Origin of the sequence: Bowmanella yangjiangensis (assembly GCF_017255015.1) — a bacterium.
GTDB lineage: Bacteria > Pseudomonadota > Gammaproteobacteria > Enterobacterales > Alteromonadaceae > Bowmanella > Bowmanella yangjiangensis.
Window position 1 is genome coordinate 1 of the sequence record NZ_JAFKCS010000164.1, and the last position, 1,737, is coordinate 1,737.

Here is a 1,737-nt window from a genome sequence, read left to right on the forward strand (position 1 = left end):
AGGCATGACGATGGTTTACGGTAAAACCCTGCGTCGCACGTCATTACTTGAAACGGGTATCAGCCGCCCGCTCCGCAGCGACCTATAACGAGAATCCAGAGTGAGCGTGATTAGCCAAGATCCGCAGCAGCGGAGCATCCGTGAGGCCGCCGCCGAATGGGCGGTGCTGCTCGCTGACGATGCACTCGACGACGCCCGGGCCGAGTCGCTGCAGCATTGGTTGCAGGCCGATGTCCGGCATGCCGAGGCACTGGCGTTCGCCCAGCGTACCTGGGCGGCCCTGGCGGGTCTGCCGGGCGACAGGCCCCGGCAGCATCGGGCGCCGCCAGTGGCCTCTGCCAGGCCCCAGCATCCCGTGCGCAAGGCGCGCCTGCGGCGTTGGGGCGCGGCGGCCTGCCTGGCGCTGCTGCTCGGTGGCCTGGGGTTGAGCCAGCACGACCGCCTGTTGCTGCCGTTCATGGCCGACCATCGCACCGCCAGCGGCGAGGTGCGCAGCCTGACATTGGCCGATGGCAGCGAGGTGATCCTCGACAGTGCCAGTGCCATCCGCCTGGACTACTCCGCGACCCGGCGGCGGGTGGAGCTGCTGGCCGGTGCCGCCATTTTCCAGGTGGCGCCGCAGGCGGATCGGCCGTTCGTCGTCGAGGCGTCCGGCGGGACGGCACGCGCCCTGGGCACGCGCTTCCTGGTGCGGCGCGAGGCTGACGAAGGCGCTCTGGTCGGTGTGCTGGAGCACGCCGTGCAGGTCAGTGCCGGCGGCCAGCAGCAGCGCCTGGAAGAGGGGGACAGCGTGCATTACGACGCCTCGGGCATCAGCGACGTGGCGCTCGACCTGCAGCGTGTCACCAGCTGGCAGCGTGGCTTGCTGGTGTTCGACCGCGTGCCGCTGGCGCAAGTGGTCGAACAGCTCAACCGCTATCGCAGCGGACACATTCTCCTCGGCAGCGAGGCGCTGGCACAGCGCGAGGTGAGCGGGGTTTTCCGCCTGGACGCACTCGACGATGCCCTGGCCACCCTGGCGCGGGAAATGCACCTGCAGCGGGCAGAAATGCTGGGCATCAGCCTGATCTACTGAGGCGCATCGAGGCGCTCCGACAGGGCCGGCAGAAAAAATTTCACGATTTCCTTACTGAGTTTCTCCGGGTTGCGCGTCTTTGTTGGTAGTGATTTTCATTATCAATAAAGAAAGCCCTGGGGTTAGTCGTGAGTCGTCGTCGTTCTGCAGCATCACCTGCTCTCCGTCATCCTTCATCCGTGTTGCTCAGTGGTGTCGCGCTGGGCGTGGCCCTGGCCTTGAACGGCGCCGCGCTGGCGGCCGAAGCCGTGGCCGAGGCGCGCTCGACCCAGCATCAGGTGATGGCATTCGACATCCCCGCGCAACCGCTGGACCGCGCTGCCCTGGCCTTCGCCGAGCAGACGGGGGTGCAGGTGTTCTTCGACAGCGCACGCCTGCAGGGCTTCGCCAGTACCGCGCTGAGCGGGCGCTACCCGCTCGACGAGGCGCTGCGTCGCCTGCTCGGCAGCGCGCCGGTGGATTATCGCTTCGACGGCCTGCGTCAGGTCACCCTGACCCGCCGCGCGCTGCGCGATGAACAGACGCTGCAGCTGCAGTCGACCACGGTGCAGGGGCGCCAGCTCAGTCAGCGCCAGGAAACCTACCTGCAGCCACGCTCGGTCGCGGTGATCGACCGGCAGCAGATCGACAGCCGTCCGCCGCGTCATGCCGCCGACATGCTG

At 67.7% G+C, this 1,737-nt stretch carries 2 protein-coding genes; both read left to right on the forward strand.

Annotation, left to right across the window (positions count from 1 at the left end; all coding sequences use genetic code 11):
* The first annotated feature begins 100 nt into the window (after positions 1–100).
* Positions 101–1,075: a FecR family protein gene (locus tag J0A65_RS27850; protein ID WP_206596615.1), complete on the forward strand. Its 975-nt coding sequence runs from the start codon at positions 101–103 to the stop codon at positions 1,073–1,075.
* Between the two features lie 128 nt (positions 1,076–1,203).
* The coding region (locus J0A65_RS22930) for an STN domain-containing protein (protein WP_206596616.1) at positions 1,204–1,737 on the forward strand (534 nt) is incomplete at its 3' end.